The sequence below is a fragment of the Binatus sp. (SeqCode) genome (genome assembly GCF_049584895.1).
In the GTDB taxonomy this organism is placed as follows: domain Bacteria; phylum Desulfobacterota; class Binatia; order Binatales; family Binataceae; genus Binatus.
On the sequence record NZ_JBAUYR010000107.1, the window covers coordinates 1 to 23,381 of the forward strand.

The following is a 23,381-nucleotide window of genomic DNA, read 5'->3' on the forward strand; positions in this document are numbered from 1 at the left end:
GTCCCATATGCTCCGCGATGCGCGCCGACTGCAAGTACGCCTCGCCCGTCATCAGCGCGGTAATCGCGGCAGCGTAGCTGCGGCCCTGGTCGGAGTCGTAGGGCATCCCGAGCGCCATCAGCAGCGCGCCGAGATTCGCGTAGCCAAGACCTAGCTCGCGGAATGCGCTGGCATTCTTTGCGATCTCATCGGTCGGGTACGACGAGTTATCGACGACGATATCCTGCGCGGTGATCATCACGTCGACCGCGTGCCGGAATGCGCGCACGTCGAACTCGCCGCGCTCGTCGATGAACTTCATCAGGTTGAGCGACGCGAGATTGCACGCCGAGTTGTCGAGATGCATGTACTCGCTGCACGGATTGGACGCGTTGATGCGTCCGCTGGCGGGGCAGGTGTGCCACAGGTTGATGGTGGTGTCGAATTGCATCCCGGGGTCGCCGCATGCGTGCGCGGCCTCGGCGATCATCTGCAGTATCTTGCGCGCGGAACGAGTCTCGGCGACTTCACTCGACTTGACGAAGTGCGTCTGCCAATCGGCGTCGTCGAGGACCGCCTGCATGAAGCCGTCAGTGGCGCGCACGGAATTGTTCGCGTTCTGGAAGAACACCGAGCCGTAAGCAGGGCCATCGAGCGACGAGTCGTAGCCCGCTTCGATCAGCGCCCACGCCTTGCGCTCCTCTTCGACCTTGCACTTGATGAAATCGACGATGTCGGGATGGTCGGCGTTGAGCACGACCATCTTGGCCGCGCGGCGCGTCTTGCCGCCCGACTTGATGACGCCGGCGCTCGCGTCGGCCGCCTTCATGAACGACAACGGTCCCGACGCTGTGCCGCCCGCCGAAAGCTTCTCCCGGCTTCCGCGCAGCGCAGACAGGTTCACGCCGGCGCCGGATCCGCCTTTGAAGATCATGCCCTCGTTACGGTACCAGCTCAGGATCGAGTCCATGCTGTCCTCGACCTTGAGGATGAAGCATGCGGAGCACTGCGGCTTGGCCTCGATCCCGACGTTGAAATACACCGGGCTGTTGAACGACGCGTTTTGATTGAGCAGCAGGTACTTGAGCTCGGCGTGAAAGGTGTCGCGCGCGTCGGCGTCGGCGAAGTAACCTTGCTTGTCACCCCATCCGCTGATGGTATCGACCACCCGCGAGATCAATTGCCGGACGCTGGTCTCGCGCCGCGGCGTGCCGAGCGGTCCGCGAAAATATTTCGAGACTACGACGTTGGTCGCCGTCTGCGACCATGCTCGCGGCACCTCGACGTCTTTCTGCTCGAATACTATGCGGCCGTCTTCGCCCGAGATGACCGCGCTGCGGAGGTCCCAATCGACCTGGGAATACGGATCGACGCCCGCGGTGGTGAAGAATCTCTCGAGCACGATGCCGCGTCCGGGCGCCGCGGAATTGACCGGAGGGGCGTTCGGAGCCGGTGCGCGGTCTGTAATTTTTGACTTCGAATCCATCTCTAAATCAATCGCTCCCCCGCCCATCACCGCATCCTCCCCGCCCCAGTTACGTGCGCGTTAAGCCCGCATTTAGGTCCACTATTGATGTCGTCGCTGTTTTGGTCGGCTTCGACGTTTTCCAGTGTCGCCAAGTGCGTCGTGAGGGCCAATATGCACGCGCTCCGTGAGGCGTGTCAAGCCCCGACCCCCTACAGGTAGTGTAGGACAGGTTGTTCACAACCCATATATTAGGTTGTGGATAACTTTTGGTAAATCTTCGCTTATATTAAAAATTATGACTGACCGATGCGGTTGCATTAATGCTGCTAATGGCGATCATTGGTTAAATGGACATTGAAAGAATTCGGTGCACATTCAGCCGGTATGCGTTCACTCGAAGGGGCGCTATCGTTGAGCCTTCATGCCGACTCGACGCCACAAGGCTCCCGAACAGATCGGCGCCGCGATGCAACCGGTGCTCGACCGGATCGACCGCGAGGGTCACTTCGCGATCGTGCGGCTGGCGAAAGCATGGCCGGAGATCGTCGGCGAGACGATCGCGCGCCGCACTGAAATCGTCTCGCTGAAATTCCACACCGCAGTCGTAAAAGTGTCGGGTGCGATGTGGATACAAGAGCTCAACCTGATGAAATCGCAAATCCTCGCGAGAGTGACCGATCGAATCGGCGACGATGCCGTGCGCGAACTGCGTTTCGTGCAAGGACGGCTCACTCGCCGCGAGCGTCCAAAATTACGCACCGTGCCGCGTGCCGTGCGAAAATCCATCGAGCTGCCGGAGTTGAAAGATCCCGAGCTGCGCAAAGCATTCGAACGGCTGATCGAGGCTTGGGGACGCTCCTCGAGGTAAACGAAAATACTCCCAGATACGTCAAATACCGTGAATCCGCTCGCTGCGGTGTTCGTACTATAGACGAGTAACCTGTCGTGGCTCTCGAAGCATCCAAGCAGGACCGCATTCTGCACGTTCTCAACCGGCTCGCGTTCGGGCCGCGCCCGGGCGACTTCGAACACGTCAGCGCGACGGGGCCTGAGCGCTACGTTCAGGAGCAACTGCATCCCGAGTCGATTGCGATCCCGAGCGACCTGACCGATCGCGTCAACGACCTTTCCACGCTGCACATGAATCCGATCGCGCTGTTCATCGAGTATCAGCGGCCGATCAATCTCGCGCGCAAGGACGCCAAGGCCGACGCCGGTGGCGACAAGAACGCGGTCAAGGACGCGACCAAGGACCTCCGAATCAAGCAGCGAGTCGTCATGCGCGAGGCGGTCGAGGCGCGGATGATGCGCGCTATCGAAGGGCCGCGGCAGTTGCAGGAAGTGATGACCGCGTTCTGGTTCAACCACTTCAACGTCTTCGCCGGCAAGGGCCTCGACCTCATCTGGACCGGCGCGTTCGAGGAGACTGCGATTCGGCCGCATACCTTCGGCAAGTTCCGCACGCTGCTCGGTGCGACCGCGCATCATCCGGCGATGATGTTCTACCTCGACAACTGGCAGAACACCGCGCCCGACAGCCCCGGCTCGAAGGGCAAGTTCGAAGGTATCAACGAGAACTATGCGCGCGAGCTGATGGAACTGCACACGCTCGGCGTCAACGGCGGATATACGCAGGCCGACGTAATCGCGCTCGCGCACATTCTGACCGGATGGGGACTGCCGAAGCCCGGAGGCGGCGGTGGTGAAGGAAATCGCGGGCCTGGTGGCGAGCGCATGGCGGGCGAGCGCATGGCCGGAATGTTTCCATTCATGCGCCGGCGGCAAAACTTCGGACGGTTTGGCGCGGCTGCTGCCGATCCGAGCGGATTTTACTTCGACCAGTCTCGTCATGACTTTTCTGAAAAAACATTTTTAGGACATCAGATAGAAGGCGGCGGGATCGAGGAAGGTGAGCATGCGCTCGACATCCTGGCGCGCAGTCCCGCCACAGCGAAGCATCTGAGTTTCAAGCTCGCGCAATACTTCGTCGCCGACGATCCGCCGAAAGCACTCGTCGAGCGGATGGCTCAGCGATACCTAGCGACCGACGGCGAGACGCGCGCGGTGCTAGAGACGATGTTCACCAGCGCGGAATTCTGGGACCCGCGAAACTATGGGGCCAAGTTCAAAACGCCTTACGAGTACGTTATCTCCTGCGTGCGCGCGACCGGCGTGCCGATTCGGAACTACCGGCCGCTCTACGGCACGATGCAAATTCTCGGCATGCCGCTGTATGCGTGTCAGACGCCCAACGGCTACGCCAACACCCAGGACGCGTGGCTGAATCCCGACGCGATGATGACGCGGCTCAGCTTTGCGACCGCGCTCGGCTCGGGAAATCTGCCGCTGGAAAATCCGCCGTTCGAAGAAGACGCGGACGCCGGCGGTGGTGGCGAGATGCGTCACGAGCCACCGGCGGTCGCGCGCAACGGCGCCGGCAAAGTGAATATCAACTTCGATCCCGGACCGCATGGACCCAAGATGACGCCGCCCGATCCGGTGCAGCTCGCCGCGACGCTCGGCGATTATTTTTCACCGGCGACGGCTAGCGCGGTCGAAGCATCGCCGACAAATCTGCGCGCGCCGCTGATTCTCGGCAGTCCCGAGTTCATGAAGCGCTGAGAGTTCACAATGAAGAATCCTTTTCAGGAAAGTAACGCGTGCATCGAGTGTAGTCCCGCGACTCCAATCAGCCGGCGCGCGTTTATGCGCCGCGCTGCGATTCTATCGGCGTCGGGAATCGTGCTACTGAGCCCGCACGCGTGGGCAGCGCGCTCGCCCGATAGCGACAGCAAGCGCAGGCTCATCGTTGTATTCCTGCGCGGCGCGGTCGACGGCCTGAACGTGGTCGTCCCGCACGGCGAGCCTGCGTACTACGACGCACGCCCGACGATCGCGATTGGACGCACGGGCGCGAACGACGGCGTGATCGATCTCGACGGACATTTCGGATTGCATCCCGCGCTCGCGTCGATGGACAGCCAATGGCGAGACGGCACACTCGCGTTCGTACATGCGTGCGGCTCGCCCGATCCGACGCGATCGCATTTCGACGCGCAGGATTTCATGGAGAGCGGCACCCCCGGCGTCAGGACCACGCAGGACGGATGGCTGAATCGCGCGCTCTCCTCTTTTCCCGGGACGCATTCGCCGACCGAGGCGTTGAGTCTCGGGCCGACGGTGCCGCGGATTCTGAGCGGCAAGGTGCCGGTTGCGAATATCGCGCTCGGCCGCGCTGCTGAGCGGCCGATGCCGATGGACCGGCCGGTGATCGAAGCCGCGTTCGACAAGATGTACGTCGGCAACGATTCCATCAGCCGCGCATATCGCGACGGGCGTCAGGCACGCATGCGACTGGTGAGCGAACTCACGCAGGACATGACCGAGGCCAATGCCGGCGCGCCCTCGCCGCAAGGATTTTCCGACGACACCGACCGCCTCGCGCGCCTGATTGGCCGCGACCCCACGATTCGCGTCGCGTTTATGGCGCTGGGCGGCTGGGATACTCACGTGAGCGAAGGCGCCGCCAACGGCCAGCTCGCGGGACATCTGAAGCCGCTCGGCGAAGGACTCGCGAGCCTCGCCAAACAGCTTGGGCCGAGCTACCAGGACACCGTCATTTTGGTTATCTCAGAATTTGGCCGCACGATGCACGAAAACGGAAACGGCGGCACCGATCACGGGCACGGCAACGTGATGTGGGTGATGGGCGGACCGGTGAAGGGGGGGAAAGTTTACGGCAAATGGCCGGGCCTCTCGACCGCGAGCCTCTACCAGGAGCGCGACCTCGCAGTGACCACCGATTTTCGCGAACCAATCGCAACGGTCCTAAAATCGCACATGCAGTTCACGGATTCACAGACCGATCGAGTATTCCCCGGACGCCCTCGCCCCAGCGGCAACGTCGACGGCTTGATCAAGGCGTGAATCGGACCCGAGTGTCAGGTTCCGGTCGACGTGTAGTGGCGTACGCCAATACGCCACGCGCGCAGCGCTACTAACAGAAAAAAGATTCCCGCCAGCGGGGCCGCGTCGAGGAGCCGCATCCTCGACAATTTAATCGCAAGGTTTTTTCGATCAGCCTGAATTCTCTGCAAGAAAATTCGCCGCCCGCGTTCAAAGAGTCGAGAGGGACGACTCGATGGACGCACTCAGCTCGACGCCAAAGCACTGGACTGCCTCGTTCGCCGACCCGCGCCTGTTCCAGATCTTTTCGCTCGGTATATTGCTGGCCGCCGGTGCCTACTTCCGCGACTTCAGTATCCGTCCCGAGCACGTCGTGCTGACCTTCGCCGCCGGTCTGCTGACGCAGGCCGCGTGCTGGAGGCTTACGCCGTCGAAGCCGCGCACCTTGCGCAGCGCCATCATCACCTGCCTCAGCCTGACGCTGTTGCTGCGCGCCGATAATCTGCTCGCACATCCGATTGCGGCCGCCTTCGCGATTTTGTCGAAGTCCATTTTCCGAATTCGCGGCAAGCATCTCTTCAATCCCGCGACCTTCGGCATCATCTTCGCGATCATCTTTCTTCCCGGCACCTGGGTATCTCCGGGTCAGTGGGGCCAGGACGTTGCCGTCGCCGGATGGGTCGTGATGCTCGGCATGCTGGTGACGAATCGCGCACGCCGCGGCGATATCAGCTGGATGTTCCTCGCGTTCTATCTGGGCGCGATCGCGCTTCGCATCGAATACCTCGGTCAGCGGTGGGCCGTCTGGACGCATCAGCTCGAAAGCGGCGCGCTGCTCCTGTTCGCATTCTTCATGATTTCCGATCCGATGACCGGCCCGAACGATCGCCGCGGCAGAATGGCGCACGCCGCTCTCGTCGCCGCGATCGCATACGCGTGGCAGGTGCGCCTCTACCACACCAACGGACTCATCTGGGCTTTGTTTATCGCGGCGCCATTTGTTCCGCTGTGGGACGCGATTTGGCCCGCGCGCAAATTCGAATGGACACAAAATGGAGGTACCCATGTTTCTTTTTCACCGTATCCCGATTCGCGTTTCGTTGGCGCTAGCGATCATCGCGCTGACTCTCGGCACGCCGCATGACGCGCGTGCGTTCTGCGGCTTTTATGTCGGCAAGGCTGACGAGCCGCTGGTGAATCATGCGTCGCAAGTCGTGATCGCGCATCATGACGACAAGACCGTCATCAGCCTGATGAACGATTACCAGGGCGAGCCGTCGGATTTCGCGCTGGTAGTGCCGGTGCCGGTCGTGCTGCAGAAGGGCCAGGTGCATATCGGCGACCGCGAATTGTTCCAGAAGATAGACGCGTACAGCTCGCCGCGCCTGGTCGAGTATTACGATCCAGACCCGTGCCAGTTGATGCGGCCGATGGCGATGGCAGGTAGTTTCGCTTCGAGGGAAATGGCGGCGGCCCCAGCGCCCGGTCAGGCTGAAGCCAAAGCGCTAGGCGTTACGGTCGAAGCTGAATACACCGTCGGCGAATATGACATTGTAATTTTGTCGGCCAAAGAATCGATGGGTCTGCAAACCTGGTTGCAGCAGAGCGGATACAAGATTCCGATCGGCGCCGACCGCGCGCTCGAGCCGTACGTTCGCAGCGACATGAAGTTCTTCGTCGCGAAGGTCAACCTGACCGAGCACAATCGCACCGGGCTGACCTACCTGCGGCCGCTGCAGTTCGCCTTCGAATCGCCAAAGTTCATGCTGCCGATTCGGCTCGGGATGATTAATTCGCAAGGGCCGCAGGACCTCGTCGTCTACATGCTCACCGAAAACGGACGCGTCGAGACCACCAACTATCGCACGGTGAAATTGCCGACCGGCATGGATATCCCCGAGTACGTCCGCGATGAGTTCGGCGACTTCTACAAGGCGATGTTCGACGAGCAGGTCAAGCACAACGACATGCGCGCGGTGTTCACCGAATACGTGTGGAACATGGGATGGTGCGATCCGTGCGCGGGCCCGCCGCTGTCGCGCGACGAATTGAAGAGCCTCGGCGTGTTCTGGCTCGACGACCAGCAAGGGGGTGTTCCGCGGTTTCGTCCTGGCGGGTTCATGCCGTATCAGCAGCCGGGCGGTCCGACGCCGGTGATGCTCACGCGGCTGCACGTCCGCTACAGCGCCGACACGTTTCCCGAAGATTTGATCTTCCAGGAGACGCAGGATCAGGAAAATTTCCAGGCGCGCTACGTGATGCATCGGCCGTGGGATGGATCGCCTACCGCATGCGAGGGCGCTCGCAACTATTTCGAGGAGCTGAACAAGCGCAAAGCGCACGAAGCTGAGACGCTCGCCGATCTGACAGGATGGAATCTGCAGGATGTGATCAAGAAAGCCGGCCTGCCGCCAGAGTCGCAGCCGAAGCCATGGTGGCAAGGAATCTGGGGTTCGTGACGCTTTGATCGTGAGTGCGCGCGGGGTTCAATCGCCTCGCGCGCACGTTATTCAGCCGCCCCACATATCTATATAATTCAACACGAGCACCACGATGGCCTTTCCAATCAATCGCCCGCGCCGTCTGCGACGCACCGAAACAATTCGCCGGATGGTCCGCGAGACGCGTTTATCACCGGACGACCTGATCCTCCCGATGTTCGTGTGCCCTGGGCGCGGCGTAAAAAAAGCTGTCGCCTCGATGCCTGGCGTCGCGCAGATGTCCGTCGACAACGTCGTCGCAGAAGCGCGCGAGACCTGGGCGGCCGGCGTCCCCGCGGTCATCCTGTTTGGAATTCCTGAACGCAAGGACGCGAACGGCAGCGAGGCATGGAACGACAACGGCGAGGTGCAGCGCGCGATTCGCGAGATCAAGGAACGCGTGCCCGGCATAGTGGTGATCACTGACGTTTGCATGTGCGAGTACACCGACCACGGGCATTGCGGGGCGCTCGCCGGTAATGACGTCGATAACGACGCGACGCTCGAACTGCTGACGCGCTCGGCGTTGTCGCACGCGCGCGCGGGTGCGGATATCGTCGCGCCGTCGGACATGATGGACGGGCGCGTCGGAGCAATCCGCACCGCGCTCGACAGCAACGGCTTCAGCCACGTCGCAATCATGGCGTATTCGGCGAAGTTCGCGTCGGCGTTCTACGGCCCGTTTCGCGAGGCGGCGGAGTCGGCGCCGAAATTCGGCGATCGCCGCTCATATCAGATGGACCCGCCCAACGGCGACGAGGCGATGCGCGAAGTGGCGCTCGACCTGGAAGAAGGCGCGGACATCGTGATGGTCAAGCCGGCTCTGCCATATCTCGATCTGATATACCGAGTGAAACAAGAGTTCAATGTGCCGGTAGCCGCGTACAACGTCTCCGGCGAGTACTCGATGATCCGAGCCGCCGGCATCAACGGATGGATCGACGAAGAACGCGCCACGATGGAAGTACTGACGTCGATCAAGCGCGCCGGCGCCGATTTGATCTTGACGTATTTCGCCACAGACGTAGCCCGCAAACTCCGCGGTTGAAATCGAATGTGAAACCCGCGATGGGTTTCACACTTCCTTCGGCAGGGGTGACCCCTGCACCCAGTACTAAGAAAGATGCGGGACTTCGTCCCTGTTAGAAGTTATGGGGCGGAGGCGCGGTCCTTCTTACCTCGCCCGTTGTTTTACGGGAGAGGAGGCCGGCGGGCGCAGCCGCCGGTAGGTGAGGGTTCCGGGCTTCATGCTACAAGCTTGCAACGTCGCTGCCCGGTCTTTCTGCGTCATCTATTTTTCTTCATCTGAGCAAAATACACGCGAATCGCTTCTGTCAGCGCTTCAATCGTATATTTTCGCGGCCTCACCACCACGTCAAATCCCCGATCCTCCGCTGTCGCCGCTGTGATTGGGCCGATCGCTGCCACTCTAATCCCCTTCCCCGACGTGCCGATCAGCTCGCAAAAATTCGTGACGGTGCTCGAACTGGTGAACGTCACCAGGTCGATCGCTCCCGACGCAATCATCTTGCGCATCCGCGTTATCTGCGGGCCCTTCGGCTTGACGGTTCGATACGTGGGCGCGACGATCACTTCCTTGGCGCCCTTGTCGCGCAGAATTTCGGGCAGCGCTTCGCGCGCCACCTCGGCGCGCGGAATCAGGAAACGCTTGCCGCGAATCTGCTTGATCCCGATGGCGGAAACGATTTCCTCCGCGCGATATTCGTCGGGAACCGCCGCAACTTCTAACGCATAGTCGGCAAGGCGTGCCGCGGTTGCAGGTCCGATCGCGGCGATCGACGCATTCCTGAGCGTGCGAATGTCGCGTCCCTGCGACTTAAGGCGTTCGATAAAACTCTCGACTCCCATCGCGCTGGTGAAAATTATCCAGTCGAATGAATCCCGCGACGGTGTCGAGACGCGTTTGATCGCTCGATCCACCGCTGCGTAGCTTCGCGGCGGTGCGGTTTCGATAGTCGGAAATTCCACGACCTCGGCGCCGAGCCGCCGCAGTGCTGTCGCGAATTCTGACGCGGCCGCGCGCGCTCGCGTTACTACGATAGTGCGTCCGAAGAGCGGGGTGCGCTCGGCCCATTGCAGATGCTCGCGCATGCCCGCGAGCTCTCCGACGACGATTACCGCCGGTGCGCCGATCCCTCCGCGCGCCGCTACGTCCGCGAGCGTTGCCACCGTCGCACTGACAGTTTTTTGCGCCGCCATCGTAGCCCATTGCACCGCGACCGCCGAAGTTTCATCGGGAAGACCAGCCGCGCGGACCCGATCGAGCGTCGCGCGCATCCGCGCCGTTGCCATCAGGATCACGATAGTGCCGCCGTGACGGGCCGCCGCGACCAGTTCTTCCCACGGCACCGCGCTCGCACCCTTGCTTTCATCTTCGTGGCCGGTGACGAACGCGACGAACGAGCCGTGCCCGCGATAGGTCAGCGGAACGCCCGCGAACGCCGGCCCCGCAATTGCCGATGTGACACCGGGCACCACTTCGAACTCGACTTGTGCGCGCGCCAGCGCCTCGGCCTCCTCGCCACCGCGCCCGAAGATAAACGGATCGCCGCCTTTGAGCCGCACGACGACCCGCCCCTTGCGCGCGTGCTCGATAAGCATCGCGTTCAACGCATCTTGCTCGATACTTTTTTTCGACCCGCCACGTTTGCCCGCGTAAATCAACTCGGCCTTCAGCGGCGCGAGCCTCAGCAGTTCGGGACTAACCAGGTCGTCGTAAATAACGACGTCCGCGCGGCTCAGCACATCAGCGCCGCGAATCGTGATCAAATCGGAAGCCCCAGGCCCGGCACCAACCAGGAAAACCCTGCCGCGTTTATGCTTTCCGGCGTTTGTCATTCCGTTCTTTGTGTCATTCTGAGCGAAGCGAAGAAACCCGGATCTCTCTCGGCGCAAGACACTTCAAACTCACCGAGAGCACGCAGAGCGCGAGCGCTATGCGTTTCAGCTTGAGTAACAGGCACCGGACGCAAAAGCGTCCGGCGAGATTCTTCGCTACAGCGGCTTTCGCTCAGAATGACACAGGGATCCACTCTTGATGACAAGAAGTATGTCCGCCTTTTTGTGTCATCCTGAGCGCAGCGAAGGATCTCGCGCGCCAGCGCGTCTCGCTCCAGCACGAAAGTCCCGGAAGCAACCTACTTTCCAATCATCGCGGCGGCGCCGCGCGCGAGCATTTTTTCGGCGAAGCGTTTGCCCGAATCTTCGGCCGCGGACGGTGCTAGATCAGGCGCCATTGAAATTTCCATCGACTCCGATAACTCTCGCGCACCGTCGGGGCTGAACAGCATGGCCGCGAGTGCGAGCGTATCGCCGACGATACTCGCCTTCACTCCGACCGGAGTCGTGCATGACGCGTCAATCGTGGCGAGGAACGCCCGCTCCGCCGCGGTTTCATAAAACGCGTGCGCGTCGTTGATCGCACCGAGCGTACGATCGAGCTCATCTCTTTTGCCATCCGCCAGCGTTTCGATCGCGAGCGCGCCCTGTCCACCAGCTGGAATGAAATCGTGCGCATCGAGCTCGACGAACTTCACATCTTTGACCCGGCCCAACCGCTTGACGCCCGCCATCGCGACTATGATCGCCTCGAAGCTTGCGTCGGCGACGTGCGCGAGACGCGTATCGACGTTGCCGCGCAGCGGCAGTATCTCAAGGCCTCGATTCTTCCTGAGCGCCTGGAAGCGGCGGCGCGACGACGACGTTCCAAGTCGCGCGCCCGCAGGCAGCGCGGACAATGTCGAGCCGTCGCGCGTCACCAGGATGTCGGAGGTATTCTCGCGCCCGGGCACGGCAGCAATGCGAAACTGTTCGGGCAGCAGGGCGGGGAGATCCTTCATCGAATGGACTGCGGCGTCGATCGTGCGGTCTGCGAGCGCCTGTTCGAGCTCTTTTATAAAGAGTCCCTTGCCGCCGACGTTCGCGAGCGATGCGGACGTCATCTTGTCGCCGCTGGTGCGAATCTCGACGACTTCAATTTCGATTCCGGGGATTTGAGCAGTCAGCCGGTCGCGAACGATCGACGCCTGAGCGAGCGCGAGCTTGCTTGGTCGCGATCCTATTTTGATTTTGAGGGGCACCGGGGAACCTAAACCGTAACCCTTTCCCGCGTGGGGATTATCCCCATATTGGCACCACACCTAAAGCTCTGCCGGCGGCTAGTACTCACGCTGACACTACTCTTCGTAGGACAGATCTGGATCGTGAGAATTGCGAAACCGATAGTCTAAGGAGCCTCTCGCTTGGTAACAGAATCCCATTTTTCGATGCTGGCCAGCGCCATCTTGGTAGAAGACGAAACCTACAGCCCAGACAGCTAAATTTCCGCCATCGAGCATTTCTCTCTGTCCAGGTTGAAGCGTTAGACGCGCCGACTTGGTCATGTTGAGAGTCATCCCAGCTTCCAAGGTAGGGCTCGGATCGTCTTTATGGTGCTCTCGTATCCATTTTCCAAAGTGTCCAGCTCCTCGTCGAAGGGTTGAGGTATGCGAGAGAACATACGCCATGGGACTGAATCCACAGGTCCAAGCTGAATTGTGACGTTGCTCGAAATGATTGTGGCGGTGCTAGCACCGATGTTAGAAAACTCCAAACAGACTTCTATCGGTCCGTTGGGGACGGGCTCTTTCGCGAAGGTTATATCGCGCACTCGAATCAGTGGGCGATGAGTCAGAAGTATTTCCTGCCGCAGCAATTCCCTTTGCGCTTCGTAGATTGCGTTCGTCTTGCCCATCCACTCAGCTTGTTTGCCCATCCACTCAGCTTGAGTTCGCCCCACGCGCACAAGCAGATATGTGATAATGACGAGCAGCGCGGCGCACGCGGCTTGGATTACGGCGCTAGCAACCATCATATTCTCGTGATCCTCGGTTCAGAGGGGAGTCAAGGCGCGGTGAGCCGTCACTCTAGGTCCGGGTCGTCGTCATCGGTGTCGGAATCGTCGTCTTGCGCGTCGAATTCGGCGCCCAACAGGCGGCGCGCGACTTCGGCGGCGAAGGCTGCGTCGAGAGTCTTGTCGTCGCGCTGCCTCAGTCCCGACAAAATACGATGAAGCAATTTGTTGGTCAGGCCGCGTGTCAGTAATTCGACTCGTTCGCGCTCTGCCGGCTCGAGTTGCGCGAGCCATCCGCGCGCGCGGCCCAGTTCGTCGTCGCGCAATCGTTCGACGCTGTAGCGGATGTCCTTGATAGTCGGCGTCAGGTCCAGGCCCGCGAGCCACTTGAGGAACGATTCGAGTTCAAGCTCGACGATTTGCTCGGCCTTTTCGGCTTCGCGCTCGCGGTCTCCAAGCGATCGTTGAACGAGCGCGCCGAGATCGTCGATATCATACAGATATACGTTTTGCAGCGCGTTCAGCCGCTCATCGAAATTGCGCGGCACGCCCATGTCGATCAAGAACATCGGCCGGTAGCGACGCTCGCGGATCACCGACTCGAATTCGTCGGGCCCGAGGATTGGCTTGGTCGATGAGACCGAGCCGATCAGCACGTCCACCATCTTGAGGTAAGGCTTATAGTTGTCGTACGGCACAGCGGTGCCGCCAAGATCGCGCGCGAGCGCGACTGCGCGATCAAAAGTGCGCGACGTTATCAGCAGCGACTCGATTCCGAGCGCGTTCAGTTGGCGCGCGGTCAGCTCCGCCATCTTGCCCGCTCCCATCAGCATGACGGTCTTGTCCTTCAGCGTGTCGAAAATCTGGCCCGCGAGCGCGACCGCCGCAGAACTGACCGAAACCGAACCGTGACCGATAAGCGTGCCCTTGCGCACGCGCTTGGCTACCGTGAACGCCTTGTGAAACGCGCGATGCAAAATCAGGCCGACGCTGCGGGCTTCGGACGCCTGTGCATACGCGAGCTTGAGCTGACCCAGAATCTGCGGCTCGCCGACGACCATCGAGTCGAGACTCGCGCCGACACGGAACAGATGGCGCGCGGCGTCGCGGCCGGCGAAACTGTAAACCGCATCGGCGAACTCGGTGTGCGCGACTCGTCTATCACCAGACAAAAATTTGAGCGTCTCATCCGCCGCGCGGGACGCATCGACGGCGACTCCTACCACTTCGACCCGATTGCAGGTGGAAATCAGCGCCGCCTCCGCGACCACGGACGACGATTCGCGCAGCCTGCCAAGTGCGGCAACGATCTCATCGTCGGCAAATGCAAGCCGCTCACGCAACGCGACTGCGGCGCTGCGATGGTTTATCCCCACGATGAATAGTGTCTGGTCCATTTCAGCCGAAACTGCCGCCGTGCTTGCCGGGAAAAATCAGGTTAACGCCGACGAACGAACCAACCAACACGCTCGCGAGCACGATTGTGAGCGCCGCCGCGCGCCGCCCGCGCCATCCCACGGTAAGGCGCGATTCGAGCAGTCCCGCGTACAGGATCCAAATCACCAGCGACCATGATTCCTTGGGCTCCCACGACCAGAAATGTCCCCAGGTCGCGTCGGCCCAAATCGCGCCGCTCACGATCGCCAGGCTCAGCATCACGAAGCCCCATCCCAGCAGGCGATAGTTGATTCGGTCGAGCTTTTCGAGACTCGGCGCACCTTCGTTGGCGGGACCGAGCGCGCGCTTGGATTTGAGCCGCGACTCGTACGCGAGATAAACGATACTCACGCTCGCCGCCAGCACAAACATCGTATAGCCGAGGATTGCGAGCGTCACGTGAATCGGCAGCCATACGCTGCGCAGCGTTTCCGGCAAAACCAGCCGTCCGCTGCCGCTGGTGGTGAGCGAAGCGGCTCCCAGAGCGATAGTCACCGCCGGCGCTACGAACACGCCAATCACCGCGAGCCTGAGACGAACGATCATCAGCAGGCCGGCCAAGGCAGTAAGCCACGCCATGAAGGAGAGTGCCTGCGCGAAAGTGGCGACCGGGATATTGCCCGCCTGCAGGCCGCGTGCGGTCAAATCCAGCGCGTGAAAAACTGCGCCGGCGCCGAGTATCGCAACTGCATAGCCGGAGGCGCGACTGCGGCCCGCCGATCGATCGAATACAAACAACGCGGCTGAAAGCGCGTAGCACGCAAGCGCGGGCATGAGCCACAATGTGTCCATCGTTTTTAGTGAAGATCTTTCGCAAGCGCGAGTCCAAGCGCCGCCAGACCGACACCGTCACCAAGATAACTAACAAGTATCCGCTCGATCGCCGCATCGTCGCCCGCGGCAATCGCGTCAGGCAGGGCCGAGTCGGCGAGTTCCTTCAATCGGCGCATGCGATCGGCCGGATCGATTTCCTCGGCGTGCAGCCGCCGGCGCGCGGCGCGCAACACTTCGAGCGTCAGAGCGTACTCCGCGCCGAACTGATCCTCCAACGCCCGTCTGAGCCGCGCCGCAAATGCGGGCGAAGCGCCGCCGGTCGAAATTGCGATCTGAAGCTCTCCGCGTTTGACGACAGCGGGGGAGATGAACGTACACAACTCGGGAACGTCGACAACATTTATAGGGATCCCGAGCGCACGCGCCTCGGCCGCCAGTTCGCGATGCAATTTCGGATCGTCGGTTGCAGCGTATACCAGTACGCATCCGCGGATATCGCCGCGTTGATATTCGCGGGCGATGTGGGTGACGAGCCTGCGCGCAACGAGTGTCTTCAGCGCCGGCGACAGGCTCGGACTCACGACGGTTACGCGCGCGCCCGCCTCCAGCAGCGCCTCGACTTTGCGCGCGGCGACCTCGCCGCCGCCGACCACCACGGATTCGCGGCCGGTGACGTCGAGAAATATCGGAATGTATCCCATGAAACTTAAGCGATTTTATTACATGATGACGGAATGAGACAGTCCCAAAAGTCCGATACGCCGTCAACGAGCCATTCTATAGTCCGGGCTATCAATCAAACCCGCGGGACCGTGTTATGCGCGCGACTCGAGAATGCCGGCGGTCTCGCGGGCCAGGGCCGCGGCCTGCTGGGTCGTGACGGTCTCGAGCCAGGAACGGGGATGCTATTCGAGAACGGTCGATTCACGCCGTTCATGTGGATGCACATGTTCTTCATGCGTTTCGCGATCGATATCGTTTTCCTGGGACGGGGCAATACCGTCATCAGGATCAATCGGCGGCTTAAGCCGTGGCGAGTCTCATCCATGGTGTTTGGAGCGCGAAGCGCGCTGGAACTCACCGCGGGTGCATCGGACGAGAGTTCGACACAGAGGGGAGATCAAATTGTGTTCGAAGCTGTCGAGTAGGTGCGGGAATTTCGCCTAAAAAAAGATCTAATTTCAGCGAGCCGGGGGCATATTTAGGTTGAGGGTATCGTTTAGGCTATCTATATAAAGTTACAGTCTCTTTAGTTGCTTTAGATTTCCACAAACAATCCATTTGTGTCTTACTCTGTTGCGGGCTAGCAACCAACAGTTGCATGACTGCGGCGGCCATAATTCGCTTTAAGCTGAAAAAGCTGAAGGAATTGCTCAATAGATCAAGATGGCACGAGAGATGCTCACGGTAAACTCGCGCTTTTGGCATAGGAAAACTGTCAGTAGCGAGCTCGCCTTGGAGCAATGGAGTGGAAGTCGCCTGGCGCCGCTGGACCGCAGCGCTAGGTTGAGCAAGGTCGATTAACTAACGGGGACAATGGCCAATTTCGGCCACACAAAGGACAGGAGGACACAGAACTATGGACAAGATCACGAGGATGTTTGTGAAGGCGCGCGAATATCAGGCCGGCCAGACGATGGCGGAGTATGCCTTGATTCTCGCCGCAGTCGCGGTGGTGGTTTTCGTCGGCTACCAGACGATGGGCACGACCATTACCACGCTGCTGGGTAGCGTGGACGGCAAGCTCTAATAGACCGCGGGTTTTGGCGGACTTAAATCGTCCGCCACACCAAACCACGCGAAAATTATCGCGCAAGGGGGAACGAAGGACATGAGTGCAATAACAAAGTTAGTTGTCCGCGTGCGCGAGTTTAATCGCGGACAGACCATGGCGGAGTACGCGCTAATCATGGCGGCAGTCGCAGTCGTAGTGTTCGTCGGCTACCAGACGATGGGCACGACTATCACCACGTTGCTGGGTAGCGTGGACGGCAAGCTCTAAGCGAGAACGGTGGAAACATGGGTGGCGGAACTAAACCATCCGCCACCCACCTAAAAGACTAACGGGGTTGAGGAGGAAGTCATGTACGCGATCACGAAGTTGGTAGTGCGGGCCTGCGAGTTTCACCGAGGCCAGACGATGGCGGAGTACGCCCTGATTCTGGCAGCGGTGGCAGTCGTGGTTTTCGTCGGCTACGAGACGATGGGCACGACCATCACCACGCTGCTGGGCAGTGTTGACACAAGCCTGTAGTGATTCGATGGCAGTGATGGTCGTCCATGAATGATTTCTTAGCGGGGGCTGCAAACCAGCCTCCATTAGGAATTGATTCCGGAAAACGCGACTGCCGGGGAGGGAAGTCAATGAGCCGCCGGAAGGGAGTTTACAACTCAGCGTCTATTTCGCGCGGTCAGACCATGGCCGAGTATGCACTCATACTCGTCACTATCGCTCTCGTAGCCACTGCGCTTGTCCAGAATGCGGGTACTCTCGTCACTACATTAGTCAGTCACGTGAGTGCGCTATTTTAGTCACGTGGTATTTCGAGGAAATTCCTGATGACGGTAGGCTCAATTCAGCTTCGTAAGGACAGTCTTGAGGTTGCATGTACCGAATCTGCCTCTAAAGGCGGCCTCGATTCGCTAATCAATACCATCGTCAGCATGGCTAATATTGAAGCTACTTTTACGACGTACAAGATGCTAGGATGCGCAACTATTCTTTGAAGATAGCCGGCCGCCACGCGGCCGGAGGGGAGGGTTGATATGAGACGACCGATAGTATTCGTCCTGCTGGCGGGATTCGCGGCGATGCTGGCTTCGGTGATGGTCTACTCCGCTTTGAAGCGGAGAGAGGCCGAAGTTCAGAACGCCATGTCGCACAACGTCGAGGTCGTGGTCGCCGCATACGATCTGCCGCTCGGCACCAAAATCGATCTGGGCGAAGTAAAGTTGGCGCGCTGGTCGGCCGACAGTTTGCCCGAAGGCGCGTACACCGATCCCAAACAGGTCATCGGCAGCTACGTGAAGAACTCGTTGGTAGCCAACGAGCCGATCGTGCAGGCCAAGCTGTTTACCGGGGACAAGACGGCGGGCGTGATGCCGCTCCTGATTCCGTTCGGAATGCGCGCCGTATCGGTTCCAGTGGATGAGGTCAGCGACGTCGCCGGCTTCGTACTGCCGCATACCCGGGTGGACGTTCTGGTCGCGACCACGGGGGAAGGGTCCGGAACCGGGGACAAGGCGTTCTCAAAGGTGATTCTGCAGAACGTCGAAGTGCTCGCGGTAGCGCAGGAAGTCGAGCAGAAGAAGGACGAGCCGGAAATCGTGAAAGTCGTCACGCTGCTGGTGACGCCGCAGGAGTCTGAACGCCTGGCGCTGGCGAGTCATTCGGGAACACTGCGGCTCGCGATGCGTAATTACAATGATAACAAGATCGTCCTGACCAGCGGCAGCGACATCTCACAGATGCTGCGGGCGTACAGCCTGGCGCCTGACGTTCCGGTGATGGCGGTACAGCCTGAGCCCCGTCACGTGGCCGTGGCGCCTCGGCGGAAAGCGGTCGAGATCGAGATTCTCCGTAACGGCAAGTCGTCCGAGTCAGTGTCGTTTGTGAACGAAGCCGCGGCGGATGTCGACTCGGGCAAGTCAGCCGGCCATATCCGCAAGGCTGCGGTGAAAACTGACGAAGACACCGATGACGATGCTTCGGACGCCAGTGCCGATGCTACAGGTTCAACGACGGTAGCAAGCGCTCCTGCGCCGGAGCATCACGACCTGGCGGGGGCGATTCCGGCTAGTGCATCAGCCGCGCCGGCGGACCATGTCCCGACGCCTAAAACAATCGATATTCCCTAAGCAAGCCGCTGAGGAAGACGAGGTGAAGAAATGAAATCAACACGAGGATGGGGACTGCTTCCGTGGCTGGTTGCAGCGTTCAGCGTGCTCGCGCTGCGGCCCGGCCTGCTGTTCGCCGACGAAGTCACAACAATGGCTCTCTCCTTGAATGCGGGTGAGAGTTACATAATCAACAACGTCAGCCCCGGTGAGACGCCGGCGGTCAACGTGATCACGAATCCGCATGCGCTGGTGGTGCATAATGAGGAGCCGGGCAAGGTCATTCTCCTGGGCGCAGAAGCTGGAGAATGGACCGTTGCGATCAAGACCACCGATGGCGGCACCGTCAAGTATGACGTGACGGTCAAGTCTATCTCTAACATCAACAATATCAATCATCCAGGCATGAGCCCCGGACCAATCACGGGCACCGGTGCGACCACTGGAACAGCGGCTCCGATAGTGGCCAGGATGGATCCGGGCACAGGTCCGGTCGCATCGGCGTCGTCGCCGGCCTCGGCTTCTTCATCGGTGTCGTCTTCTTCTTCGGGAAGCTATACGACCACGACCGATACGGTGGCCGCTGCTTCGCCAAGCGCCCCTCCACCAGCGCTCGGAGTTCCAACGCCTCCGGCTCCGATCAGTCACTCGAGCTTCGATTTTGCTCCTTCCGTTCCGGCTGCTTCCTATGCGTCAGCCCCGGCGTCGTCGAGTCAGACCGCTTCCGCATCGTTGTCGAACGAGCGGTATCGGGTAGATCCGTCCGTCAGTCTTAATGGCGGCGAATTGCACTCGGGCGCGGTGTCAGGCGGACGACATTATCTACCGGAAGACGGCGTGCAGCTGCAGACCGGCAGTTCGAGAATTATCGACTTTGCAACCAAGCTGCGCCGCGTGTCGATAGCCGATACGACGGTCGCGGACATCCAGGTAATCAACCCGTTCCAGGTGAACCTGATTGGCCACAAGCCGGGCTTCACGACTCTTGCAGTTTGGGACCAGGCCGGCACTTACCAGGAGCGCCCGGTGCGAATCGATCCCAACGGCAAACAGCAGGTCCTGCTCAACACGATGGTGGCGGAGCTGGATCGGTCCGCAATGGAGAACCAAGGCACCAACCTGGGGCTTGCGCTCGCCCATGCTGGAGTATCGCTGGTCAGCTTGCCTGGCGCAGTCGCAACTCCGTTTTCACCTACCGCAAGTGTAACGTCTCCTTCCGGAACGGTTACTACGGCCGGTCAGACGCTGGAACCGGGTGGAGCGCTCACCGGATTGCTGTTGTCGCAGGGCTTGACTTATGGTGTCGCGCTAGGAAATAGCGACTACCAGTTGCAGGGATTTTTCCAGTACCTCGAGAACCATCAGCTCGCGAAGATTCTTGCGCAGCCGCATCTGCTGGCCAATTCCGGTGAAGAGGCAAAATTCCTGTCAGGCGGCGAAATTCCCATCGTCATCGCTCAGGCCTTGAATACGTCAGTCGTATTCAAGCAGTTCGGTACCTCGGTCGAGTTCGTTCCAACCGTCGTCGGCCGTAACGATATCGAGTTGCTGGTGAAGCCGGAAGTCTCTGAGCCCGACTACGCTCATGGCGTGCAATTGTTCGGCTTCAGCGTACCCGCATTCGTGACTCGGCGTGCAGAGACCCTGGTGCAGGTGAAAGACAATCAGACGCTGATCATCGCGGGCCTGATTGAGCATGAAAAGAAGACGCAGATTCAAAAGGTCCCGTACATGGGAGACATTCCTTATCTCGGCGGACTGTTCCGCACGACCAGCTACACGAACACTGAAACCGATCTGGTGATGAGTGTGACGCCGCAAATCGTGCAGCCGCTGCCCGATGGCGCCGCGGTTTACAATCCGACTTCGGTGCCTGATCTGACCACGGAACAGATCCAGACCCGTCGCCTGGCACAGCCGGATGTAACGCGGCCTAGATTTTAGTTTGGCGGAGGACAAGACACAGCCGAGTAATTAGTGCATGATATGGCACCGCATAGCTGAAGCAGGGAGAGTGTGAAGTGTCATCGCTCGGTAAAAAAAATGATGGAAGGCACGGCGGACTGAAAGTCCAATTGGTGGGCCAAGGCGACGATCACCGGACCGAAGTCCGGGACGCTTTGGCCGCCTTGGGCGACCCCGTACTGAACATCAACGAAATCGAACCGGATCCGGATGCTGCTACCGATGTCAATTTTGACGTCACCATGGTGGTTTTCAACGGCAACGACGAACTGTCTCTGAGTTATCTCAATACCCGGGCGGGCCAAGAGCCCCGCCCGGCTCTTTTTGCGCTACTGCACGATCGTTCCCCGGATCTAATGAAGCGGGTGTTGAGGGCGGGCGCGGATGAGCTCCTGTTTCTGCCGCTCGATCCGGGCGACGCCACCCGCGCGCTGCTCAAGATAAGCGAAACTCGCCGGCGCGAAGAAGTTCATGTCGGTGGAGGTACCATCGTTTCGCTGGTGAGCCTGATTGGCGGTACCGGCGTGACGAGCCTCGCGGCAAACCTCGCATTGGCGCTGCGGTACGCATTCGACAAACGGGTTGCGGTGGTCGATCTCGACCTCCAGACCGGCGGGCTTTCGGTGTTCCTGAATCTGGAGCCCGAGCGCACGATCATGACGCTGACCGAGGGAACCCGAAAGCTCGATTCGATTCAACTCGAGTCGGCGCTCAGCAAGCACGCGTCGGGAATCTACCTGCTCGCGGCGCCCAAGCGGATCGAAGACAGCGAGTTGGTCACCGACACAACAGTAGGTGCGACGCTCGAGCTGATGCGCCAGTTGTTCGACTTCGTGATCGTGGATTGCGGCACGCATATCGACTCGAACACGGTCGCAGCCTGGGAGCGCTCTAGTCACTTGTTTTACGTACTCGACCAGTCTATCGGCGCGGCGCGATGCGCGTGGCGATTTGTCGACCTGGTCGGACGGCTGGGATTACAAGGGACCGAACCCAACTTCATTCTGAGCCGCTTCGTGCCCGGCCATCCGATTACCGAAGACCAGTTGAGCCATACTCTGGCCAAAGCGATTCACACGCGGATTCCGCGCGATGAAAAAGTTCTCGAGCGCGTGCAGTTGAGCGCACAGGATTTATGGCAGGTGGCGCCGAATTCGCCGCTGGCCAAGAGTGTCGAGGACCTGGCGCGTCGGCTCGAAGTCGGCAGCGAAGTCCCCGACGCCGATTCCTCGAATTCTCTAGTTTCGCGCCTATTGAACGTCATCGGCGCGCGCAGTTGAGGTACGAACATGAAGCTCGTTGAGAGAATTTCGCAGCAGAACGCCGCAACGCCGGCGCCGTTTCAGCGCTCGCTGATGAGCAACGGCCCTGCCAAGCGCACCGTCAAAGACTCGCAGGCCGAAGGCTTTCAGCAGCTCAAGCTCGCGGTCCATAACCGCCTGTTCGAGATGCTGGACGTCACCCGGCTCGAAAGCCTCGAGCCGGTGCTGGCGGCGCAGAAAGTCACCGAGGCGATCTCCGCGATCCTCGACGACGAGGGACGGCTGCTCACCGACACCGACAAGACTCATCTCATCGAAGAGATCAAAAACGAGCTGCTCGGACTTGGGCCGCTCGAACCGCTTTTATGGGACGACGAAATCACCGATATCCTGGTTAATGGACACAACCAGGTTTACGTCGAAAAGCGCGGCAAGCTTCACGCCACCGAGGTCAAGTTCCAGGACGATCAGCACTTGATGCTGATCATCGATCGGATCGTCTCGCAGGTCGGACGCCGGGTCGACGAAGCATCGCCGATGGTTGACGCGCGGTTGCCCGACGGCTCGCGTATCAACGCGATCATTCCGCCGCTGGCGCTGGACGGACCGTCGCTCTCGATTCGTCGATTCGGCCGCAAGCGCTTCAACATCGACGACCTGGTCGAGAAGAGGACCGTCGTACCCGAAATCGTCGAGTTCCTTCGCACCATCGTTCGCGCGCGCCTCAACATCCTGGTGTGCGGCGGCACCGGCTCGGGCAAAACGACTATGCTCAACTGCATGTCGCTGTTTATCCCGGCCGACGAGCGTATCGTGACGATCGAAGACTCGGCGGAATTGATGCTGCAACAGCCGCACGTAGTCAGGCTCGAAACGCGGCCCGCGAACGTCGAAGGCAAGGGCGAAGTCAGCCAGCGCGACCTGGTGAAGAACACGCTGCGTATGCGCCCAGACCGCATCATCGTCGGCGAGGTCCGCGGCGGCGAAGTGTTCGACATGTTGCAGGCGATGTCGACCGGTCATGACGGCTCGATCGCGACTATCCACGCCAACACTCCCCGCGACAGTATGGGACGCCTCGAGATGATGATGCTGCTGTCGGGCGTGCAGATTCCGCAGCGCGCGATGCGTCAGCAGATCGCGTCCGCACTCAACATCATCGTTCACGTATCGCGTCTGTCGGACGGCTCGCGCAAAATTCTGCGAATCTCGGAGATCAGCGGGATGGAAGGCGAGATGGTGATGATGCAGGACCTGTTCGAGTTCAAGCGCACCGGAATCGGACCGGGCGGCGAAGTGCTCGGTCAGTTTCTCGCTACCGGAATCCGTTCAACTTACTCGCAGCGGCTCGAGGCTGCGGGATACAAACTCGACGGCAAAATCTTCCGCAACACTATCGGATAAAAGACTATGGATTTTTT

The 23,381-nt window shown here is 60.2% G+C and carries 20 protein-coding genes and 1 pseudogene; 14 read left to right on the plus strand and 7 right to left on the minus strand.

Annotated features, from left to right (window positions below; translation table 11 throughout):
- Window positions 1-1,465: pseudogene (locus tag WB650_RS18840) on the minus strand (vitamin B12-dependent ribonucleotide reductase); the annotation flags it as partial.
- Window positions 1,466-1,868: 403 nt separating this feature from the next.
- Between WB650_RS18840 and WB650_RS18845 the strand changes: the two are divergent.
- The 6 genes from WB650_RS18845 (at window position 1,869) to hemB (ending at window position 8,881) form a co-directional block, all read left to right on the plus strand.
- On the plus strand, window positions 1,869-2,315 hold the full coding sequence (locus tag WB650_RS18845; RefSeq protein WP_423961600.1) for a DciA family protein: 447 nt from the start codon (window positions 1,869-1,871) through the stop codon (window positions 2,313-2,315).
- Between the two features lie 77 nt (window positions 2,316-2,392).
- Complete coding sequence (locus tag WB650_RS18850; RefSeq protein WP_423961602.1) at window positions 2,393-4,069, plus strand: DUF1800 domain-containing protein; 1,677 nt, start codon at window positions 2,393-2,395, stop codon at window positions 4,067-4,069.
- A gap of 66 nt (window positions 4,070-4,135) precedes the next feature.
- Complete coding sequence (locus tag WB650_RS18855; protein ID WP_422306531.1) at window positions 4,136-5,374, plus strand: DUF1501 domain-containing protein; 1,239 nt, start codon at window positions 4,136-4,138, stop codon at window positions 5,372-5,374.
- A gap of 214 nt (window positions 5,375-5,588) precedes the next feature.
- Entirely contained in the window at window positions 5,589-6,497 is a 909-nt protein-coding gene (locus tag WB650_RS18860) for an RnfABCDGE type electron transport complex subunit D (protein WP_422306527.1), read from the plus strand.
- Window positions 6,418-7,812 carry a DUF2330 domain-containing protein gene (locus tag WB650_RS18865; RefSeq protein WP_422306525.1) on the plus strand — a complete coding sequence of 465 codons (1,395 nt, stop codon included), beginning with the start codon at window positions 6,418-6,420 and terminating at the stop codon, window positions 7,810-7,812. The genes WB650_RS18860 and WB650_RS18865 overlap by 80 nt, the downstream gene beginning before the upstream one ends.
- 94 nt (window positions 7,813-7,906) lie before the next feature.
- The gene (gene hemB, locus WB650_RS18870) at window positions 7,907-8,881 is read left to right on the plus strand and encodes a porphobilinogen synthase (RefSeq protein ID WP_422306523.1); all 975 of its coding nucleotides are present in this window, start codon (window positions 7,907-7,909) and stop codon (window positions 8,879-8,881) included.
- A 239-nt stretch (window positions 8,882-9,120) separates the two neighbouring features.
- Here hemB and cobA read toward each other — a convergent pair whose 3' ends face one another.
- From cobA to WB650_RS18900, 6 genes are all read right to left on the minus strand, one after another.
- The gene (cobA, locus tag WB650_RS18875; RefSeq protein ID WP_422306521.1) at window positions 9,121-10,692 is read right to left on the minus strand and encodes a uroporphyrinogen-III C-methyltransferase; all 1,572 of its coding nucleotides are present in this window, start codon (window positions 10,690-10,692) and stop codon (window positions 9,121-9,123) included.
- 299 nt (window positions 10,693-10,991) lie between these two features.
- Window positions 10,992-11,933 carry a hydroxymethylbilane synthase gene (hemC, locus tag WB650_RS18880; protein ID WP_422306519.1) on the minus strand — a complete coding sequence of 314 codons (942 nt, stop codon included), beginning with the start codon at window positions 11,931-11,933 and terminating at the stop codon, window positions 10,992-10,994.
- 311 nt (window positions 11,934-12,244) lie between these two features.
- Window positions 12,245-12,706 carry a hypothetical protein gene (locus tag WB650_RS18885; RefSeq protein WP_423961605.1) on the minus strand — a complete coding sequence of 154 codons (462 nt, stop codon included), beginning with the start codon at window positions 12,704-12,706 and terminating at the stop codon, window positions 12,245-12,247.
- Window positions 12,707-12,753: 47 nt separating this feature from the next.
- A complete protein-coding gene (gene hemA / locus WB650_RS18890; protein WP_422306517.1) occupies window positions 12,754-14,082 on the minus strand; it encodes a glutamyl-tRNA reductase in 1,329 nt (442 codons plus the stop codon).
- Window position 14,083: 1 nt separating this feature from the next.
- A complete protein-coding gene (gene ccsB, locus WB650_RS18895) occupies window positions 14,084-14,914 on the minus strand; it encodes a c-type cytochrome biogenesis protein CcsB (RefSeq protein WP_422306515.1) in 831 nt (276 codons plus the stop codon).
- A gap of 5 nt (window positions 14,915-14,919) precedes the next feature.
- Window positions 14,920-15,597, minus strand: coding sequence for a precorrin-2 dehydrogenase/sirohydrochlorin ferrochelatase family protein (locus tag WB650_RS18900; RefSeq protein WP_422306513.1), 678 nt, complete (start codon window positions 15,595-15,597; stop codon window positions 14,920-14,922).
- Between the two features lie 111 nt (window positions 15,598-15,708).
- On the opposite strand from WB650_RS18900, the gene WB650_RS18905 reads away from it, so the two are divergent.
- From WB650_RS18905 to WB650_RS18940, 8 genes are all read left to right on the plus strand, one after another.
- Entirely contained in the window at window positions 15,709-16,044 is a 336-nt protein-coding gene (locus WB650_RS18905; RefSeq protein WP_423961608.1) for a DUF192 domain-containing protein, read from the plus strand.
- Between the two features lie 431 nt (window positions 16,045-16,475).
- A complete protein-coding gene (locus WB650_RS18910) occupies window positions 16,476-16,646 on the plus strand; it encodes a Flp family type IVb pilin (protein ID WP_422292543.1) in 171 nt (56 codons plus the stop codon).
- 81 nt (window positions 16,647-16,727) lie between these two features.
- The gene (locus WB650_RS18915; RefSeq protein ID WP_422306509.1) at window positions 16,728-16,898 is read left to right on the plus strand and encodes a Flp family type IVb pilin; all 171 of its coding nucleotides are present in this window, start codon (window positions 16,728-16,730) and stop codon (window positions 16,896-16,898) included.
- Window positions 16,899-16,979: 81 nt separating this feature from the next.
- Window positions 16,980-17,150, plus strand: a complete 171-nt coding sequence (locus WB650_RS18920; RefSeq protein ID WP_422306507.1) for a Flp family type IVb pilin — start codon at window positions 16,980-16,982, stop codon at window positions 17,148-17,150.
- 512 nt (window positions 17,151-17,662) lie between these two features.
- Complete coding sequence (cpaB, locus tag WB650_RS18925; RefSeq protein ID WP_422306505.1) at window positions 17,663-18,754, plus strand: Flp pilus assembly protein CpaB; 1,092 nt, start codon at window positions 17,663-17,665, stop codon at window positions 18,752-18,754.
- Window positions 18,755-18,784: 30 nt separating this feature from the next.
- Window positions 18,785-20,677, plus strand: coding sequence for a type II and III secretion system protein family protein (locus WB650_RS18930; RefSeq protein ID WP_422306503.1), 1,893 nt, complete (start codon window positions 18,785-18,787; stop codon window positions 20,675-20,677).
- Window positions 20,678-20,754: 77 nt separating this feature from the next.
- Complete coding sequence (locus WB650_RS18935; protein ID WP_422306501.1) at window positions 20,755-21,978, plus strand: AAA family ATPase; 1,224 nt, start codon at window positions 20,755-20,757, stop codon at window positions 21,976-21,978.
- 9 nt (window positions 21,979-21,987) lie between these two features.
- Window positions 21,988-23,364 (plus strand): CpaF family protein, encoded by a 1,377-nt coding sequence (locus WB650_RS18940; protein WP_422306499.1) that lies wholly within the window; start codon window positions 21,988-21,990, stop codon window positions 23,362-23,364.
- The last annotated feature ends 17 nt before the right edge of the window (window positions 23,365-23,381 follow it).

What these genes read in the sequence shown, in the direction of transcription:
- WB650_RS18845 (WP_423961600.1), top strand. Translation starts at nt 1,869, where the DNA reads ATGCCGACTCGACGCCACAAGGCTCCCGAACAGATCGGCGCCGCGATG.
- WB650_RS18860 (WP_422306527.1), top strand. Translation starts at nt 5,589, where the DNA reads ATGGACGCACTCAGCTCGACGCCAAAGCACTGGACTGCCTCGTTCGCC.
- WB650_RS18865 (WP_422306525.1), top strand. Translation starts at nt 6,418, where the DNA reads ATGTTTCTTTTTCACCGTATCCCGATTCGCGTTTCGTTGGCGCTAGCG.
- hemB (WP_422306523.1), top strand. Translation starts at nt 7,907, where the DNA reads ATGGCCTTTCCAATCAATCGCCCGCGCCGTCTGCGACGCACCGAAACA.
- cobA (WP_422306521.1), bottom strand. Translation starts at nt 10,692, where the DNA reads ATGACAAACGCCGGAAAGCATAAACGCGGCAGGGTTTTCCTGGTTGGT.
- WB650_RS18885 (WP_423961605.1), bottom strand. Translation starts at nt 12,706, where the DNA reads ATGATGGTTGCTAGCGCCGTAATCCAAGCCGCGTGCGCCGCGCTGCTC.
- hemA (WP_422306517.1), bottom strand. Translation starts at nt 14,082, where the DNA reads ATGGACCAGACACTATTCATCGTGGGGATAAACCATCGCAGCGCCGCA.
- ccsB (WP_422306515.1), bottom strand. Translation starts at nt 14,914, where the DNA reads ATGGACACATTGTGGCTCATGCCCGCGCTTGCGTGCTACGCGCTTTCA.
- WB650_RS18900 (WP_422306513.1), bottom strand. Translation starts at nt 15,597, where the DNA reads ATGGGATACATTCCGATATTTCTCGACGTCACCGGCCGCGAATCCGTG.
- WB650_RS18910 (WP_422292543.1), top strand. Translation starts at nt 16,476, where the DNA reads ATGGACAAGATCACGAGGATGTTTGTGAAGGCGCGCGAATATCAGGCC.
- WB650_RS18915 (WP_422306509.1), top strand. Translation starts at nt 16,728, where the DNA reads ATGAGTGCAATAACAAAGTTAGTTGTCCGCGTGCGCGAGTTTAATCGC.
- WB650_RS18920 (WP_422306507.1), top strand. Translation starts at nt 16,980, where the DNA reads ATGTACGCGATCACGAAGTTGGTAGTGCGGGCCTGCGAGTTTCACCGA.
- cpaB (WP_422306505.1), top strand. Translation starts at nt 17,663, where the DNA reads ATGAGACGACCGATAGTATTCGTCCTGCTGGCGGGATTCGCGGCGATG.
- WB650_RS18930 (WP_422306503.1), top strand. Translation starts at nt 18,785, where the DNA reads ATGAAATCAACACGAGGATGGGGACTGCTTCCGTGGCTGGTTGCAGCG.
- WB650_RS18940 (WP_422306499.1), top strand. Translation starts at nt 21,988, where the DNA reads ATGAAGCTCGTTGAGAGAATTTCGCAGCAGAACGCCGCAACGCCGGCG.